The following is a 16381-nucleotide window of genomic DNA, read 5'->3' as shown; positions in this document are numbered from 1 at the left end:
CCCTCCATCCCAGACTTCCGCCACGCAGAATGCCCAGGTCGATGCCAGGATCGCTCACTTCCCGGCTGGCCCTCTCCCGGTCCGCAATCGACCGCGACTACCTCGCTCGCTCCCGGCCCGGCCTCCTCGACGAGCTGCTCGCGGACCCGGCCACCCGCGCGGTCGTGCTGTCCCGCGGCTCCGCGCTGCTCGCGCCGGCGGACCCGCCGCGGCTCGACCTGCGGCCGCTCGCCGAGCTGCCGTCCGCGCGCCTCGTCGTCTACCTCGGACGCCTCCTCGAGGGCGCGGACGCCGGCAGCCCCGTGGTCGCCGCCGTGCTCGACGACGAGGCGGCCGACGCTCTTGCGGCCGACCGCGCACGGTGGGGCGACCTCCGGCGCCTCGGCGCCGAGCTCGACGCCCGCGATGCCGGACTCTTCACGCAGGCGCTCGGGATCACCAACTGGCACGCCTCGCACGGCTTCTCGCCGCGCACGGGCGAGCCGACCCTACCGGCGCAGGGCGGCTGGGTGCGCTACCCGGCCGGCGAGGACGACGAGGCCGGCGGCCACCACGTCTTCCCCCGCACCGATCCGGCGATCATCGTCGGCGTGACCGACGACCAGGACCGGCTCCTGCTCGGCGCCAACGCGATGTGGGGCGGCGAGCGGTACTCGATCCTCGCCGGCTTCGTCGAGCCGGGCGAGTCTCTCGAGGCCGCGGTCGTCCGGGAGATCCGCGAGGAGTCGGGGCTCACCGTCGTGGATCCCGTCTACGTCGGCTCCCAGCCGTGGCCGTTCCCGGCCTCGATCATGATCGGCTTCCGGGCCCGCGTCGATTCCGCGCTCGGCGCCGAGCCGGTGCCGGACGGGGTCGAGATCGTCGACCTCCGCTGGTTCACCCGGGAGGACCTCGCCGACGGCACGCGCACCATCGGCATCCCGGGTCGCTCCTCGATCGCGCGGGCGATCATCGAGCAGTGGTACGGCGGGCCGCTCGACGCTCCCTGAACTGACTCGCCACCGAAGCACCGGGGTCATTGCCGGGCCACTATGGTCGACGGCGAGGCGGCCGACGGGCTGCGCAGTGTCGGAGGACGTATGCCGGTGACCGTGGTGCATCCTGTCCGGCCTCTCGCCGGCCTGATCGGCGAGGACGCCGTCCTCGAACGGGTCGCCGACGGCTGCCTCTGGACCGAAGGGCCGCTTTGGATCCCGCTGCGAGGGGTGCTCCGCTGGAGCGACATCCCCGCGAATCGGATCCTCGAATACGCGGAGGCGCTCGATGAGGTGACCGTCTACGCGACCGACGCCGAGTTCCCCAACGGGCGCGCGCTCGCGCCGGACGGCAGCGTGATCCAGTGCTCCCACGGCCGGCGGCGGGTCGAGCGGGACAGCGGCGGCACGGTGACCTCGATCGTCGACTCGTGGTCGGGACATCGCCTCAACTCGCCGAACGACGTCGTGATCGCCGCCGACGGCGCGGTGTGGTTCACCGACCCGTCGTACGGCATCACCGAGCCTCGGGAGGGGCACCCGGGCGAGCGCGAGTACGGCGACCACTGGGTCTTCCGCTACTCCGTGGGGGAGCTGCGCCCGGCCGTCCTCGACGTCGAGGAGCCGAACGGGCTCGCCTTCTCCCCGGACGGACGCATCCTCTATGTCGCGGACTCCTCCTCCGTACGCAAGCCCGAGGGCGTCGGGAACAGCTGGATCCGGGCCTACGACGTGGACCGCGACGGCCGGTGCAAGAACGGCCGCGTCTTCGCGCGCATCGAGCCCGGCTTCCCGGACGGCATCGCGGTCGACGAGAACGGGAACGTCTGGTCGTCGAGCGCGGACGGGGTGATCGTCTTCTCGCCCGCCGGCTCCGAGCTGGGCCGGATCGCGATCCCCGAGCTCGTCGGCAACCTCTGCTTCGGCGGGGCCGACGGCCGGACGCTCTACGTCGCCGCGAGCACGAGCATCTACCGGGTCCGCACGCTGGTCCGCGACGGCTCGCCCGCCGGCGGCGGGCAGGGCTGACACCGCGACAGGGCACCCCCTCCCGGGAACACCGCAGGGGCGCGTGCGATCATCGAGCAGTGGCACGGCGGACATCTCGACCCTTCCCGATGGCCTCCTGGAGCCGGGAGCTCCGGGGTTGAGCGCCGAGGACCTGCTCGAGGGGCTCGATCCGGAGCAGCGCGGCGCCGCGGAGACCCTGCTCGGCCCCGTCTGCCTCCTCGCCGGAGCCGGCACCGGCAAGACCCGGGCCATCACCCACCGCATCGCCTACGGCGTGGCCTCCGGGGTGTACCCGCCGGGCAAGGTGATGGCGCTCACCTTCACCACGCGCGCCGCCGGGGAGCTGCGCACGCGCCTCCGCAGCCTGGGCGCGGCCGGCGTGCAGGCCCGCACGTTCCACTCCGCCGCGCTGTCGCAGCTCAGCTACTTCTGGCCGCAGGTCGTCGGCGGGACGCTGCCCCGCGTGCTCGACAGCAAGGCGCGCCTCCTCGCCCAGGCGGCGGAGGCGGTGGGCGTGAAGGTCGACACACCGGCGCTCCGCGACATCGCGGCCGAGATCGAGTGGCGGAAGGTCAGCGGCATCTCGATCGAGGACTACGCGCTCCGTGCCGACGACCGGCCGCTGCCGCAGGGCCTCGACGGGGGACGGATGAGCTCCCTGCACCGCGCATACGAGGAGCTGAAGGACGCGCGGCGCCAGATCGACTTCGAGGACGTGCTGCTCGCGACGATCGGCATGATCGAGGAGGAGCCACGGGTCGCGCAGCACGTGCGGGAGCAGTACCGGTTCTTCGTCGTCGACGAGTACCAGGACGTGTCGCCGCTCCAGCACCAGCTGCTCGCCGCGTGGCTCGGCGACCGGCGGGACGTCTGCGTCGTCGGCGATGCCAGCCAGACGATCTACTCGTTCGCGGGCGCCCGGGCCGACTACCTCCTCGGCTTCGGCGGCCGCTACCCGGACGCGCGCGTCATCCGGCTGGAGCGCAACTACCGCTCGGTGCCGGGCGTGATCGCGGCGGCGAACCGGCTGATGCGCGACCGGCCCGGCGCGCTCTCCCTGGTCGCGGCGTCCGCGCCCGGCGAATCGGCCGAGCCCCCGGTGGAGGTGACCGGCTACCCGACGGAGCCCGCGGAGGCCCGGTCCATCGCGGACGACGTGGCGGCGCGGATCGCAGCGGGGGAGCGGCCGCGGGACATCGCGGTGCTCTACCGGATCAACTCCCAGTCCGCGGCGTTCGAGGCGGCCTTCGCGGAGCGCGGCATCGCCTGCGCGGTGCGAGGGTCGGAGCGGTTCTTCGAGAAGCGTGAGGTGAAGGAGGCGATGATGATGCTCCGCGCCGCCGTCCTGACGCTCGCGCAGGAGCCGCTGTTCAAGACGGTGAGCGACGTCCTCCGCTCCCTCGGCTGGTCGCAGCAGCCACCCGAGGCGCCCGGCGCCATCCGGGACCGCTGGGAGTCGCTCGACACGATCATGGGCCTCGCGGAGGAGGCGCCCGCGGGAACCTCGCTCGCGCAGTTCGTGGAGGACCTCGCCGAGCGGCAGGCCGCCCAGCACGAGCCCACCGTCGACGCGGTCACCCTGGCGACCCTCCACTCCGCGAAGGGTCTCGAGTGGGACCGGGTCTACGTCGCAGGGCTGTCCGAGGGCTACCTGCCCATCAGCTACGCGAAGACGCCCGAGACCATCGAGGAGGAGCGGCGCCTCCTCTACGTCGGCGTCACCCGGGCGCGGTCTGCGCTGCGGCTGTCCTGGGCCGCCGTCGGCCCGCACCGGGCGACGCCGCGGGAGCCGTCTCGGTTCCTGGAAGAGCTCGGCACGAGCATCCGGGATGGGGCGGCCATCGCCGCTCGCTGACGACCCCGTCGGGTCCGAGGCGCAGCGAGAGGCCCTCGAGGCCGGTGCGCCGCCCCGAGGTCAGCGCCGCCACGGCGCGCAGCAGCACGACCGCGACCTGGTGGACGAGCACCGCCGAACCCGCCGCCGTCGCCGGGTGACGCCCGTCGGTGAGCTGCGCGGCGACCGCCGACCAGCCGCGGTCGTCCTCCGCCCGGTGCCGGCCGACGCAGTGCAGGCACGCGGTGAGTCCGGGGAGGACGAGGGGACCGACCTCGACCTCGGCGTCCCCGAACACGACCGGGAGGTGCGGCACGTCCCGCGCGAGCCAGGCGGCACCCGCTCCCGGGAGCGGAACATGGGCGGCGACGAGGACCGCGAGGCCCGGCCCGTCGCCCGACCTTCCCGTGAGGCGGGCGGAGGCGCCGAGTGCCCCCGCGAGCGTCGCAGCGGGCCCGGCCAGGTCGTCCTCCGGCCCGCGCTCGACGAGGACGCGCAGCTCGGGCGACGCGGGTGCTCCGTCGTGCACCGCATCCCCCAGCCGGGCGAGCAGCCGATCGACCGTGCCGGGCGGGGCCCCGGACTGCTCGGCGATCACGTCGAGTGCGGTGCGGGTGGTTCCGATGCGCAGCGCCCCGATGAGGCTCTCCTCGGCCGCCGAGATGCCGTCGAGGACGACGTCGGGCCGGTCCGCTCCGAGCTGGAGGGAGGAGGGGAGTGCCAGACGACGCTGAGCCGGGGATCGATCCGCAGAACCATGCCGGGCATGGTGCCCCAGCCCGACCGCGCCCGCCGGTTATCCCCAGACCGGATCCTCCCGCCCGCTGATGAGGAGCCCGCGGAGCGGGCGACTCGAAATAGGCAGGCGTTCCTGCACGGGAGCCTGATTTCGAGACGCGGCCTCGCCGCTCCTCAATCATCGGGAGTGCGGGCACCCACCCGCCGTCAGCTCTCGGTGGGGCGATCCGTGTCGTCGTCGCGGAGGAGGTCCTCGATGGCCTGGTCGACGTCGTCGCCCGCGTCGGGCTCCTGCAGGCGCCGCACGAGCGCCTCGGGATCGTCGATGTCGGCCGAGTCGGGGAGGAGGTCGGGGTGCGACCACAGCTCGTCGCGCTTTTCCGGGCCGAGCCGGTCGCCGACGATCTGCCACATGGCTGTCGCCTCCCGGAGGCGGCGCGGCCGCAGCTCGAGGCCCACGAGGGTGGCGAACGCCGACTCCGCCGGTCCGCCGGCGGCCCGGCGCCGGCGCACCGTCTCGGCGATGGCATCCGACTTCGGCAGCCGCGCGGTGGCGTGCGCGGTGACGACGTCGACCCAGCCCTCGACGAGCGCGAGCATCGTCTCGAGCCGCGCGAGCGCCGCCTGCTGGGCGTCCGTCTTCGGCGGGATCAGGGCGCCGCTGACGAGCGCCTGGCGCAGGCTCTCCGGGTCGTTGGGGTCGAAGGTCGACGCCAGCTCCTCCACGCGGTCGGTGTCGATGCGGATGCCGCGGGCGAACTCGGTGATGGAGGAGACAAGGCGCATCCGCAGCCAGCGGGCGTGCCGGAAGAGGCGCGCGTGGGCGATCTCCCGGACCGAGAGGTAGAGCGCGATCTGGTCGGCCGGGATGTCGAGTCCGTCGCCGAAGGCCTGCAGGTTCTGGGGGAGGACCGCCGCGTGCTCCTCGAGCAGCGGGATGCCGACGTCGCCACCGGACACCACCTCGGCGCTCAGCTGCCCGACGACCTGGCCGAGCTGCACGGCGAAGAGGGTGCCGCCGACGCCGCGCACGAGGCGGTTGGCGTTCTGCAGGAGGCCCGCCATCTCCTCGGGCGCCTGATCCTTCAGGACAGACGTGAGGGCGTCGGCGATGCTCGAGGCGACCGGCTCGGCGAGCTGGCTCCAGAACGGCATGGTCTGCTCGATCCACTGCACGCGCGTCATGACCCGCGGCGGCTCCGGCAGGTCGGAGATCTGCGTCGCCTCCTCCAGCCAGAGCGACGCGACGTGCATGGCCTGGTCGAGGTCCCGGCGCTGCTGGTCCGTCGGCGTGAAGCTCGTGCGGGACGCGACGGCCTTCGCCTGGTCGGTGGCGACCTGCCAGTTGATGCCGTCGCCGCTGCTGCTCAGCGCACCCTGGAGCTGGGCGAACAGCCGCGCCATGCTCTCCGGGTCGGCGGGAAGTCCCGCGGCACCGGCCAGCTTGGCGGGGTCTACTCCGGCCCCACCGGAGAGCAGCTCGCGCAGGATCTCCCGCAGCTCGTCATCCGGCTCCTGGTCGTCCGGCGCCATCGGCCTGCTCCTCTCGGCGGCCTGGGGCGCCCGTTTCGGGGCGGCTTCCCAGGGGTGCTCGCTCAGGATCTACGGTAGTGCGGGAGCTCGACCCCAGGCTGTGGACGGGCCTCCGCCGCTTCTGCCCTTCGCGAACAGCAGGGCACCGACGACGAGAGACGCCGTGACCACCCCCACCGACCTCCGCGAGGCGAGCTTCCGCCCTGTGCGCCCCCAGCGGAGGGACCCCGGCGGAATCGGCTGGATCCTCGTGACGATCGGGCTCACCCTCGTGGCGCTCCTCGCGATCAGCCCCTCCGGCTACGTCATCGAGCAGCCCGGTCCGGTCTACGACACCCTCGGGTCGGTCGGCTCCGGCGACGACGCCACGCCGCTGATCCGCATCCCCGGCGAGGAGACCTACGAGACGACCGGGTCTCTCGATCTGCTGACGGTCTCGGTGACCGGTTCCCCGACCCGCGCGCCGGACCTGCTGCAGGTCGCGCTCGCCTGGTTCGACCGCACCAAGTCGGTCCAGCCGCTCGAGGCCGTCTTCCCGCCCGGCACCACCACCGAGCAGCGCGACCAGCAGGCCCGCCTGCAGATGCAGAACTCCCAGCAGGAGGCGGTCGCTGCCGCACTCACCGAGCTGGGCTACGACATCCCGCGCGAGCTCACCGTGCAGTCCATCCAGTCCGGAGCGCCCGCGGAGGACTCCTGGCGGAGGGCGATCAGGTCGTCTCGGTCAACGGCACGGCGGCCGACGACCTGCCCGCGCTCCGCAGGGCGGTCGCCGCGAACGGCAAGGCCAAGCCCGCCGAGATCGGCATCGTGCGCGACGGGGAACCGCGCACCGTCGACGTGACGCCCGTGGAGCTGAACGGGAACCTCGTCGTGGGCGTCGGCATCGCCGTGCAGTACGACTTCCCCTTCGACGTGCAGATCGAGCTGCCCAACGTGGGCGGCCCGAGCGCCGGGATGATGTTCGCCCTCGGCATCTACGACAAGCTCACCCCGGGCGCCCTCACGGGCGGCGAGAGGGTCGCGGGCACCGGGACGATCGACGCGGAGGGAGCGGTCGGCCCGATCGGCGGGATCCGGCAGAAGCTCTACGGCGCCGAGCGCGCGGGCGCCGACTGGTTCCTCGCCCCGGAGGCGAACTGCAACGAGGTCGTCGGCCATGTGCCGGACGGCCTCCGCGTCGTCAAGGTCGCCACTCTGCAGGACTCGATCGACGCTCTCGAGGCGATCGGCAGCGGCTCCGGCACCTCCGGATTGCCCACATGTACCGCCGGGTAGGCTCTGCACCGTGACGTCCACAGCCGCCGCACCACGCCGCAAGAACCGCGCAACCCTCGCCATCACAGCGGGCGTCGTCGCGGCGCTCCTCATCGCCTTCTTCATCTTCGCCGGGCTCTACGCCGACATCCTCTGGTTCGACCAGCTGGGCTTCCTCAACGTGCTGCTGACCGAGTGGGGCTGGGGGATCGGCCTGTTCGTCGCCGGGTTCCTGGGCATGGCCGTGCCCGTCTTCCTCAGCATCCTGCTGGCCTACCGCTTCCGCCCCATCTACGCGCGGCTGAACTCCCAGCTGGACCGGTACCAGCAGGTCATCGAGCCGCTCCGCCGCCTCGCGATGTTCGGCATCCCCGCCGTCATCGGCCTGTTCGCCGGCGTCTCGGCATCCACGCGCTGGCAGGCGGTGCTCCTCTACTTCAACCGGACGCCGTCCGGCACCAAGGATCCGCAGTTCGGCCTCGACGCGTCCTTCTACCTCTTCGAGCTGCCCTTCCTCCACGGCCTGGTCGGCTTCGCCTCTGCCGTCGTGCTCGTGGCCGGCCTCGCCGGGCTCGCAACCGCCTACCTCTACGGCGCGATCCGCGTCGCCGGGCGCGAGGTGCGCATCTCGAAGGCCGCCCGCGTGCAGATCGCGGTGATGGCCGCCCTCTACATCGGCCTGCAGGCGCTCAGCATCTACCTCGACCAGTACCTCACGGTCACGCAGAGCGGCGGCCTCATCACGGGCGCGAGCTACGCCGACGTGAGCGCCGTCATCCCGGCCCGGAACATCGTCGCCGCGGTCGCGGGCATCGTCGCGATCCTCTTCCTCATCACCGCAGTCATCGGCCGCTGGCGGCTGCCCTGATCGGGACCGCGCTGCTCATCGTCACGAGCCTCATCGCGAGCTCCATCTACCCCTGGGTCGTTCAGCGCTTCCAGGTCGACCCGAGCGAGCTGAGCCTCGAGCGCCCCTACATCCAGCGCAACATCGACATGACGCGGCAGGCGTACGGCGTCGCGGACGTCGAGCAGATCCCCTACGACGCCTCCACCGAGGCCGAGCCGGGCGCCCTGCGGCAGGACGCGGTGACCACCGCGAACATCCGCATCCTCGACCCCGCGATCGTCTCGCCGTCGTTCGGCCAGCTGCAGCAGTTCCGGCAGTACTACCAGTTCCCGCGCGACCTCGACGTCGACCGCTACACGGTCGACGGCAAGACCACCGACACGGTCGTGGCCGTGCGCGAGCTCAACCAGTCGGGACTCGGCGACGGCACGACCTGGTACAACCGCACCGTCGTCTATACGCACGGCTACGGCGTGGTCGCGGCGTACGGCAACCGCCGCTCGGCGGACGGCCAGCCCGTGTTCCTGGAGTCGGGCATCCCGTCGAGCGGGTCGCTCGGCGACTTCGAGCCGCGCGTCTACTTCGGCGAGTTCTCGCCGGGCTACTCGATCGTCGGGGCGCCCAAGTCGGCCGACCCGATCGAGCTCGACTACCCGTCCGGGGCGACGCAGGGCTCCACCGAGGGCACCTCGCAGGTGTACACGACCTTCACGGGCGACGGCGGGCCGAAGCTCGACAACTGGTTCACGCGGCTCATCTACGCCCTGAAGTTCCAGTCGGAGCAGGTGTTCCTGTCCAACGCGGTGAACTCGGACTCGCAGATCCTCTACGACCGCGACCCGAAGACCCGCGTGGAGAAGGTCGCGCCGTACCTCACCCTCGACTCGGACGCCTACCCGGCGGTCGTCGACGGCCGGCTCAAGTGGATCATCGACGGCTACACGACCTCGTCGTCGTACCCGTACTCGAGCACGCGCAGCCTGAGCGAGTCGATCGCGGACACCTACACCCCCGCGCCGGCGTATGCCGTGGACGACATCAACTACATCCGCAACTCGGTCAAGGCCACGGTCGACGCCTACGACGGCTCGGTCAGCCTCTACACCTGGGACAAGACCGACCCGATCATCGCCTCCTGGCAGAAGGTCTTCCCGACGGAGCTGAAGCCGATGAGCGAGATGTCGGCGCAGCTGATGAGCCACGTCCGCTACCCCGCGGACCTGTTCAAGGTGCAGCGCTCGGTCCTCGGCCAGTACCACGTGACGGACGCCGGCTCCTGGTACCAGCGCGACAACGCGTGGCGCGCGCCGAACGACCCGACATCGCCGGCCTCGAACACGACGCTGCAGCCGCCCTATTACCTGACGATGCAGATCCCGGGCACCGACAATCCCGCGTACTCGCTCTACTCCACGTTCATCCCCAACCGGACGGGCGCGGAGAGCCGCAGCGTGGCGACCGGCTACCTCGCGGTCGACTCCGATGCCGGATCGGGCAAGGGCGAGGTGGCGGACGGGTACGGGAAGCTGCGGTTGCTCACCCTGCCGAACAACGTCCCCGGCCCCGGCCAGGTGCAGAACATCTTCAACTCGGACACGAACGTCGCGAACCAGCTGGCGCTGCTGACCCGGGGCGACACCTCGGTCGAGCGCGGCAACCTGCTGACGCTTCCGGTCGGCGGCGGCCTGCTCTACGTGCAGCCGGTCTACGTCCGATCGAGCGGTGAGACGACGTACCCGCTGCTGCGGAAGGTGCTCGTCTCGTTCGGCGACAAGATCGCCTTCGAGGACACCCTGGATGCCGCCCTCGACAGCCTCTTCGGCGGCGACTCGGGTGCGAGCGCCGGCGACACCGGCGTGCCTCCCGAGGACAGCGGAGACACCACGGGCGGAGACACCGGCACCGATACGGGCGGGAACAACGGCACCGGCGGCGACACGGGCGGGACGGCGTCGAACCCGGCGCTCGAGCAGGCGCTGGCCGACGCGAACCAGGCCCTCCAGGACCGCGCCGCCGCCTACGCGAAGAACGACCTCGTCGCGGCGGCTCAGGCCGACGCTCGCCTGCAGGACGCGGTGGAGCGCGCGGTCGCGGCCTCGGCGGCCGGCTGACCCGGGACCGTCATACCGCGGGTGTAACCGCCGAAGCGCGGGTGTAACGACACCCGCGGCAAGACGGTTACACCCGCGGCGCGGGTGCGCTCTCCGGCACCCCGCGTGCGCTTTCCGTCACCGCGCGCCGCTTCACGTTGAGCAGGTGTCGGTCCATCGCTTTCGCCGCCTGAGCGGGGTGACCGCCCTCGAGCGCGAGGAGGATCGCGCCGTGCTCGGCGATCGCCTGGTCGGAGTCCGTGATGCCCGAACCGCCGAACTGACGGAAGCGCTGGACGTGGCCGCGCAGCGTCGTGTGGGCGGACAGCAGGTAGGGGTTCCCGCTGTGCTCGGCGATGAGCCGGTGGAAGAGCTCGTCGGCCTCCCAGTAGGGCCGGTAGTCGCGGAACGTGGGACCGGTCGGGGTCTCGACGAGGACCTCGATGGTCCGGCTCAGCTCGTCGCGGAGCGCGACTGTCATGTGCCGCGCGGCCAGGCGAGCGCTCATCGGCTCGATGGCACGGCGGGCCTCCATCAGCTGCCCGAGCTCCTCGGTGGTCGGCAGCGGGGGACCGCGTAGCCCTTGAGCGCGATGCGTGTGACCAGGCCCGTCGCTTCCAGGCGGGCCAGCGACTCCCGTACAGGAGTGGGGGAGACGGCGAGCTCGGCCGCGATCCGATCGATGGCGAGCGGTGCGCCGGCCGGGTACCGACCGTCCATCAGTCGCGCGAAGAGCTCGTCGTAGACGAGGTCGGCGAGCACCTGCCGACTGAGCGGAGCGGCTGTCGGCATCCCGTCTCCTTCCGGCGTTCGTGACTGGACTCGAATCCTATAGGATCTAGTATCCGGATGGCCGCCCCCAGCGCGCCGTCCGCGGCGGTGTCGCCTCCGCGCTTCCGCTGATCCTCGAGGAAGCGGGTTCGTGTGGCACTGACGGCGGACGACTGGCCCATCACGGCGGCCCTCCTGCAGTCGCCCGGCATCCGCCGGGACGGGAGCTCGGTGCAGGATGCGCCGGCCGAGACCTGGCGGGAGAAGTTCGAGGAGGTCGCGGACGCGGGTTTCGACGCGGTCGACCTCACGGACAGCTGGGTTCGACCCGGCGACCTCGCGCCGGAGCGGCTGGACGAGTTCGCCGGCGCCGTCCGCGCCGCAGGCATCGCGGCACCCGTCATCTCGCTCGTACGCAAGAGCGTGCTCGATGCGCAGCACGGGGACGCGAACCTCGCCTACTCCCATCGATCCATCGAGGCCGCGGCGGCGATCGGAGCGCGCGTGGTCTGCGTGGGACTCCACCAGGCGCTCACCCCGGCGCAGCAGCAGGCGCTGTGGTTCTGGACCGTCCCGGGCCACGTCGACCCCGACGACCCGGCCGAGCGAGCGAGAGCCGTGCGGCGCTTCCAGGAGCTCGGACGGCACGCGGCGGAGGTGGGCGTCCTGCTCTCGCTCGAGCTCTACGAGGACACCTACCTCGGCACCGCCGAGTCGGCGGTCCGGCTGGTCGAGGAGGTCGGGATGCCGGAGGTCGGGCTCAACCCGGACGTCGGCAACCTCGTGCGCCTGCATCGGCCGATCGAGTCCTGGCGTGAGCTGTACGCCGCCACCCTGCCCTACGCCAACTACTGGCAGGCGAAGAACTACGCACGGGACGAAGACCCGATCCGCGGGTGGTACACGGCCGTCCCGGCCCCGCTCGAGACCGGCATGATCAACTACCGCGAGGTCTTCCAGGAGGCCCTGGCCGCGGGATTCCAGGGCATCGTCTGCACCGAGCACTACGGCGGCGACGGCCTGAGCGTGAGCGCGTCCAATCGCGACTACCTCCGCCGGTACGCGATGCCGAAGCGGGACGGCTACCGGCTGGGCACGAGCCGCGTGACGCAGCCCGGACTCGCGCTGCCCCGGACGGATTCGAAGAACGAGGGGCTCCGGCCCCAGAGGGAGGAGCGGTCATGACCGACAGGGTCGCGGTGGTGGGGTCCGGATACATGGGCGGCGGGATCGCGCAGGTCCTCGTCCTGGCCGGGTACGAGGTGGCGATCGCCGACGTCACGCTCGAGGCCGCGCAGCAGAGCCGGGAGCGCCTCCTCGCCGAATCGCGCGCCTTCGTGGCCGACGGGCTCTTCCCGCCCGACGCGACGGAAAACCTGGAGGAGCACCTGGTCGCCGCCACGCTGGAGGACGCCGTCGCGACAGCGTCCTTCATCGAGGAGGCGGTGCCCGAGCGCCTCGACCTGAAGCGGGACACGCTCGCCCGCATCTCCTCGGCCGCGCGGCCGGACGCCGTGATCGGGAGCAACACGTCGAGCATCTCGATCGCATCGATGGCCGAGGCGGTCGACCGCCCCGAGCGATTCCTCGGGGTGCACTTCAGCAACCCCTCGCCGTTCATCCCGGGGGTCGAGGTGATCCCTCACGACGGAACCTCCGACGACGCCGTCGCCGTCGCGCGAGCGCTCGTGGCCGCGGTCGGCAAGCAGTCGGCGCTCGTCCAGGACAAGACCGGCTTCGTGCTCAACCGGCTCCAGTTCGCCCTCTTCAACGAGGCCGCGCGAGTGGTGGAGGAAGGGGTGGCGTCCGCGCGCGACGTCGACGCGATCATCCGCACCACCCTGGGCTTCCGGCTGCCGTTCTTCGGCCCCTTCGCGATCGCCGACATGGCGGGCCTCGACACCTACGCTCTGGTGTTCGGGTCTCTCCACGCGGCCTATCCGGACCGGTTCCCGATGCCGCAGCAGCTCGCGGAGCTCGTCGAGCAGGGCCACTTCGGCACCAAGACCGGCAAGGGCTTCCTGGAGCTCGACCCGGCACGCGTGGCCGAGGTGGTGGCGTACCGGAACCGCGCCTACGTGGCGATGTCGAAGCTCCTCGCCGAGCTGGGCCCGGCACCCCTCGACTGACCTCGGGAGGGACGGAGTGGCCTGCCGTCAGCGCGGCGCGGCGATGCGAACGGGAGGAATGCCGGGGCCGAGGCGCCCGTCCTGGCGCAGCCACTCCACCGCCTCGGCCACGGCCCCGAGCGACGTGGAGTCGGGGGCGTAGCCCAGTCGCTGCCGGGCCTTCTCGATGCTCATCGAGTGGCTCCGCGCCACGTGCTGGTAGGCGGCGTCGCGGAACTCGGGGGCGAGGGAGGCCTGGAAGTCGTCGAACGGCACGAAGCGGAGCCGGGCCTCCTGACCGAACCACCCAGCCGCCGCCTCGGCGAATCCGCGGAGCGTCAGCGCGCTCTCCGAGACGGCGTGGAACGCCTCGCCCTCCGCCCGCTCCGGCTGCTCGAGGCACAGACGGATCAGCTGCGCGACGTCGGCGGCGTGCACATGGTGCACCGTCTCGAGCCCGAAGCCCGGGAGCAGGAGCTCGCCGCCGGTGGCGAGCGCTCTCCACACACCGACGTCCGTCGTGCCCTGCGGGGTCACGATCGGCCAGCCCGGTCCGGAGATGTGCCCCGGATGGACGATCGAGACCCGCACGCCGTCGGGACGGTCCGCCTCGGCGAGCAGCAGCCGCTCGATCGCCTCCTTCCCCATCCCGTACTCGCCCCACGGCCGCTTCGGCGCATCCTCCTTGGCCGGCACCTCGGTGAGCGTGCCGTGCGTCCAGATGGTTCCGGTGTGGACAAGATGGGCGCCGCTGCCGCGCAGGGCGTCGGCGAGCTGCCGGGCGGAGTCGACGGTGAAGCAGACCATGTCGACCACCGCGTCCGGGGCGAGTGCGGCGATGCGGCCGGCGAACACGCCGTCGGCGTCCTCCGCCTCCCTGTCCGCGATCAGCCGCTCGACCTCGGTCCACGCCTCATGCTCCCGGTAGGGCGCAGACCGGCCGCGGCTGACGGCGACCACCTCGTGCCCGTCCGCCACAAGGCGAGGGACCAGGTAGGTTCCGACGTGCCCCGTCGCTCCGATGATCACGACGCGCATGGGCGCTCTCCTCCCGCCGGCGATCAGCTGCTCAGCGCGGACGCCGAGGGTGCGTCCGCCGTCTCGCTCTCCTGCCCGGGGGCGTCGTCGAAGGTGATCTCCGCGAACTCCCGCACGCGCGCGGTGAGCGCGACCTCGACGGGGAGCCGCTCCATGGAGGATGCGCCGTAGAAGCCGTGGACGCCCCTGGCGTTGTTGAGCACGTAGGCCGCGTCCGTCGGGGTCGCGATGGGTCCGCCGTGCACGAGGACGATCACATCGGACCGCACCGCGCGTGCGGCATCCGCCCACTCGTCAGCGAGCCGGACGCAGTCGTCGAGGCTCTTGGCCGTGTCCGCGCCGATGGTCCCTCCCGTCGTGAGGCCCATGTGGCAGACGACGATGTCCGCTCCCGCCTCGGTCATCGCCGTGGCGTCCTCCACCGAGAACACGTACGGGGTGGTGAGCAGATCCGCCGCATGGGCGTGCGCGATGGTCTCGACCTCCAGCGCGAAGCCCATCCCGGTCTCCTCGAGGTTGGCGCGGAAGACGCCGTCGATCAGACCTACCGTGGGGAAGTTCTGCACGCCGGAGAAGCCCTGATCCCGCAGCTGCCGGACGAACCTCGCCGGATCGAAGAAGGGGTCGGTGCCGTTGACGCCGGCCAGGACCGGCGTGCGCTTGGGGATCGGGAGGACCTCGCGACCCATCTCGACGACGAGGTCGTTCGCGTTTCCGTAGGCGAGGAGCCCGGACAGCGAGCCTCGCCCAGCCATCCGGTAGCGGCCGGAGTTGTAGATGACGATGAGGTCGGCACCGCCGTCCTCCTCGCACTTCGCGGAGAGCCCCGTCCCGGCGCCCGCGCCGATGATCGGCCGCCGCTCGGCGATCTTCGTTCGCAGGCGCTCAAGGATCTCGGATCGTGCGATGAAGGGCATGCTGTCCTCAGAGGGTCTGTGCCGGGGTGGGCAGTCGAGTGATGTGGGCGTGCAGGGTGTCGACCATCGCATCGGCGAAGGCGGGATCGTTGACGGAGACGTCCAGCTCCTCGAGGTGGACGGAGGAGCCGGCCAGACCGGAGCGGATGGCTGAGAACAGGGCGGCGTCGGCCGAGGGGTCGTAGAAGGGACCTCCGGGGACCGCGATGGCGGAGATCCCGCCGAGGGGAAGCAGCACCGAGGCGGGGCCCGTGGATGCTGCGACCTTGCGGGCCAGCTCGGCGCCGAGCTCGGCGCACTCCGCCGCGGTCGTGCGCATCAGCGTGACGCTGGAGTTGTGAACGTACAGGTTGCGGTCGCGGAACTCGGCCGGGACGGTGTCGCGCGGCCCGAAGTTCACCATATCGAGTGCGCCGACCGACACCACCTGCGGGGTGCCCGTCTCCGCCGCCGCGGTGAGGCGGGACGGTCCCGCATCGAAGACACCTCCCACCAGGTGGTCCGCGAGCTCCGTCGTGGTGACGTCCAGCACGCCCGCGAAGAAGCCCTGGCGGATGAGCGATTCCATCGCGCGGCCGCCCGAGCCCGTCATGTGGAAGACGAGGACCTCGTATCCCAGCTCCTCGAGCCGTTCCCGGGCACGGGTCACACTGGGGGTCGTCACTCCGAACATGCTGGCCGCCACCAGGGGCCGGGCGTCGATCCGGGGGAGAGGGGCCGCGGTGACCATTCCCGCCATCGCGGCGGCGGCATTGGCCAGGATCTTCAGCGAGATCCGGTTGATGCCCGCGACGTCGACCACACTGGGAGCCAGGATGAGGTCGGTCTCGCCCACGTAGGCCTCGGTGTTGCCCGAGGCCGCCGTCGAGACGATGAGCTTGGGGAACCCGAGCGGGAGGTCGCGGAAGGCCGCCGCCGCGATCGACGTGCCTCCTGTTCCGCCGAGCGCCAGCGCGCCTTGGATCCGGCCGGAGGCGTGCAGCTCCGAGACGATGGCGGCGGCGCCACGAGCCATGACCGCGAGGGCGGCTCCGCGGTCGGCGCGTTCGACGAGCTCCGAGAGCGCCGTTCCGCCCGCTTCGGCGACCTGAGCACGGTCGACCTCCGGCTGGAAGCCGGGCGAGCCCAGCACACCGGTGTCCACCATGACGGTCGCGATCCCGGCAGCCTGCAGGCGGTCCAGGACGAAGCGGTACTCGTCGCTCTTGGTGTCGAGCGACCCGACCAACACAACTCTGTGCGGCATTCTGCTGCTTTCTT

At 71.9% G+C, this 16381-nt stretch carries 13 protein-coding genes and 1 pseudogene; 8 read left to right on the top strand and 6 right to left on the bottom strand.

What is annotated here, in order from left to right:
- Positions 1–41 precede the first annotated feature (41 nt).
- The 3 genes from nudC to QUE51_RS02265 all read left to right on the top strand — a co-directional run bounded on the left by nudC (position 42) and on the right by QUE51_RS02265 (position 3840).
- Positions 42–989, top strand: a complete 948-nt coding sequence (gene nudC, locus QUE51_RS02275) for an NAD(+) diphosphatase (protein ID WP_286278009.1) — start codon at positions 42–44, stop codon at positions 987–989.
- A 90-nt stretch (positions 990–1079) separates the two neighbouring features.
- The gene (locus tag QUE51_RS02270) at positions 1080–2003 is read left to right on the top strand and encodes an SMP-30/gluconolactonase/LRE family protein (protein ID WP_286278008.1); all 924 of its coding nucleotides are present in this window, start codon (positions 1080–1082) and stop codon (positions 2001–2003) included.
- A gap of 118 nt (positions 2004–2121) precedes the next feature.
- Positions 2122–3840, top strand: coding sequence for an ATP-dependent helicase (locus QUE51_RS02265; RefSeq protein ID WP_286278007.1), 1719 nt, complete (start codon positions 2122–2124; stop codon positions 3838–3840).
- A 924-nt stretch (positions 3841–4764) separates the two neighbouring features.
- On the opposite strand, the gene QUE51_RS02260 is transcribed toward QUE51_RS02265, so the two are convergent.
- Positions 4765–6090 carry a zinc-dependent metalloprotease gene (locus tag QUE51_RS02260; RefSeq protein WP_286278006.1) on the bottom strand — a complete coding sequence of 442 codons (1326 nt, stop codon included), beginning with the start codon at positions 6088–6090 and terminating at the stop codon, positions 4765–4767.
- A gap of 163 nt (positions 6091–6253) precedes the next feature.
- Here QUE51_RS02260 and QUE51_RS02255 point away from each other — a divergent pair, with 163 nt between their 5' ends.
- The 3 genes and pseudogenes from QUE51_RS02255 (at position 6254) to QUE51_RS02245 (ending at position 10308) form a co-directional block, all read left to right on the top strand.
- Entirely contained in the window at positions 6254–6934 is a 681-nt protein-coding gene (locus QUE51_RS02255; protein WP_286278005.1) for a hypothetical protein, read from the top strand.
- On the top strand, positions 6901–7368 hold the full coding sequence (locus QUE51_RS02250; protein WP_286278004.1) for a S16 family serine protease: 468 nt from the start codon (positions 6901–6903) through the stop codon (positions 7366–7368). The genes QUE51_RS02255 and QUE51_RS02250 overlap by 34 nt, the downstream gene beginning before the upstream one ends.
- A 10-nt stretch (positions 7369–7378) precedes the next feature.
- Positions 7379–10308, top strand: a pseudogene (locus QUE51_RS02245) (UPF0182 family membrane protein).
- Positions 10309–10375: 67 nt separating this feature from the next.
- On the opposite strand, the gene QUE51_RS17745 reads toward QUE51_RS02245, so the two are convergent.
- Both QUE51_RS17745 and QUE51_RS17740 read right to left on the bottom strand, forming a co-directional pair.
- Positions 10376–10822 (bottom strand): GntR family transcriptional regulator, encoded by a 447-nt coding sequence (locus QUE51_RS17745; protein WP_350226705.1) that lies wholly within the window; start codon positions 10820–10822, stop codon positions 10376–10378.
- On the bottom strand, positions 10822–11079 hold the full coding sequence (locus QUE51_RS17740) for a GntR family transcriptional regulator (protein ID WP_350226704.1): 258 nt from the start codon (positions 11077–11079) through the stop codon (positions 10822–10824). The genes QUE51_RS17745 and QUE51_RS17740 overlap by 1 nt, the downstream gene beginning before the upstream one ends.
- A 132-nt stretch (positions 11080–11211) precedes the next feature.
- On the opposite strand from QUE51_RS17740, the gene QUE51_RS02235 reads away from it, so the two are divergent.
- Together QUE51_RS02235 and QUE51_RS02230 are read left to right on the top strand one after the other, a co-directional pair.
- Positions 11212–12243 carry a sugar phosphate isomerase/epimerase family protein gene (locus tag QUE51_RS02235; protein WP_286278003.1) on the top strand — a complete coding sequence of 344 codons (1032 nt, stop codon included), beginning with the start codon at positions 11212–11214 and terminating at the stop codon, positions 12241–12243.
- The gene (locus tag QUE51_RS02230; protein WP_286278002.1) at positions 12240–13187 is read left to right on the top strand and encodes a 3-hydroxyacyl-CoA dehydrogenase family protein; all 948 of its coding nucleotides are present in this window, start codon (positions 12240–12242) and stop codon (positions 13185–13187) included. Before QUE51_RS02235 ends, QUE51_RS02230 begins: the two co-directional genes overlap by 4 nt.
- A 27-nt stretch (positions 13188–13214) precedes the next feature.
- Here QUE51_RS02230 and QUE51_RS02225 read toward each other — a convergent pair whose 3' ends face one another.
- From QUE51_RS02225 to QUE51_RS02215, 3 genes are read right to left on the bottom strand one after another with little or no spacing between them, the layout of a single operon-like run.
- Positions 13215–14204 (bottom strand): NAD-dependent epimerase/dehydratase family protein, encoded by a 990-nt coding sequence (locus tag QUE51_RS02225; RefSeq protein ID WP_286278001.1) that lies wholly within the window; start codon positions 14202–14204, stop codon positions 13215–13217.
- 23 nt (positions 14205–14227) lie between these two features.
- Positions 14228–15121, bottom strand: a complete 894-nt coding sequence (locus QUE51_RS02220; RefSeq protein ID WP_286278000.1) for a phosphoenolpyruvate hydrolase family protein — start codon at positions 15119–15121, stop codon at positions 14228–14230.
- A gap of 7 nt (positions 15122–15128) precedes the next feature.
- Positions 15129–16367, bottom strand: coding sequence for a Tm-1-like ATP-binding domain-containing protein (locus QUE51_RS02215; RefSeq protein ID WP_286277999.1), 1239 nt, complete (start codon positions 16365–16367; stop codon positions 15129–15131).
- Positions 16368–16381 lie beyond the last annotated feature (14 nt).

The organism is Naasia aerilata (assembly GCF_030296595.1).
In the GTDB taxonomy this organism is placed as follows: Bacteria; Actinomycetota; Actinomycetes; order Actinomycetales; family Microbacteriaceae; genus Naasia; species Naasia aerilata.
This window is presented reverse-complemented; position numbering and strand designations above follow the sequence as displayed.

What these genes read in the sequence shown, in the direction of transcription:
- QUE51_RS02220 (WP_286278000.1), bottom strand. Translation starts at nt 15,121, where the DNA reads ATGCCCTTCATCGCACGATCCGAGATCCTTGAGCGCCTGCGAACGAAG.
- QUE51_RS02270 (WP_286278008.1), top strand. Translation starts at nt 1,080, where the DNA reads ATGCCGGTGACCGTGGTGCATCCTGTCCGGCCTCTCGCCGGCCTGATC.
- QUE51_RS17745 (WP_350226705.1), bottom strand. Translation starts at nt 10,822, where the DNA reads ATGGAGGCCCGCCGTGCCATCGAGCCGATGAGCGCTCGCCTGGCCGCG.
- QUE51_RS17740 (WP_350226704.1), bottom strand. Translation starts at nt 11,079, where the DNA reads ATGCCGACAGCCGCTCCGCTCAGTCGGCAGGTGCTCGCCGACCTCGTC.
- QUE51_RS02225 (WP_286278001.1), bottom strand. Translation starts at nt 14,204, where the DNA reads ATGCGCGTCGTGATCATCGGAGCGACGGGGCACGTCGGAACCTACCTG.
- nudC (WP_286278009.1), top strand. Translation starts at nt 42, where the DNA reads ATGCCAGGATCGCTCACTTCCCGGCTGGCCCTCTCCCGGTCCGCAATC.
- QUE51_RS02260 (WP_286278006.1), bottom strand. Translation starts at nt 6,090, where the DNA reads ATGGCGCCGGACGACCAGGAGCCGGATGACGAGCTGCGGGAGATCCTG.
- QUE51_RS02215 (WP_286277999.1), bottom strand. Translation starts at nt 16,367, where the DNA reads ATGCCGCACAGAGTTGTGTTGGTCGGGTCGCTCGACACCAAGAGCGAC.
- QUE51_RS02230 (WP_286278002.1), top strand. Translation starts at nt 12,240, where the DNA reads ATGACCGACAGGGTCGCGGTGGTGGGGTCCGGATACATGGGCGGCGGG.